The sequence below is a fragment of the Nostoc sp. CALU 1950 genome, from assembly GCF_051172895.1.
Classification (GTDB): Bacteria; Cyanobacteriota; Cyanobacteriia; order Cyanobacteriales; family Nostocaceae; genus Nostoc; species Nostoc edaphicum_A.
Window position 1 is genome coordinate 1 of sequence record NZ_JBDNJQ010000477.1, and the last position, 266, is coordinate 266.

General features: G+C 40.6%; 1 protein-coding gene. It reads right to left on the bottom strand.

The window, feature by feature from the left end; translation table 11 throughout:
* Window positions 1-266 (bottom strand): YdcF family protein (locus ABF638_RS38485; protein ID WP_435027969.1); only part of this gene is annotated, 266 nt, incomplete at both ends.

Consider the following 266-nt stretch of genomic DNA (forward strand, 5'->3'; position numbering starts at 1 on the left):
TTTAAACACTAAGTAGACAAAGTAAAAATAAGTTTCTCGGCTCAAAAACTCCATTTGACTGTGAAAACTGCGATAGCGGGTAGTCGGTGTGGGAGACGAATGTGCATCCATTCCTAAATTTCGCGCCATCAATACTGCTCGTTTCATGTGCAATGGATCGCTAACAATAAGAAACTTGTTTAATTGGTGAGCTTTCGCTACTTCCAAAGCATTTGTGAGGTTCTGGTGAGTTGTACGAGATTGAGTTTCAGTGAGAATATCAGCAG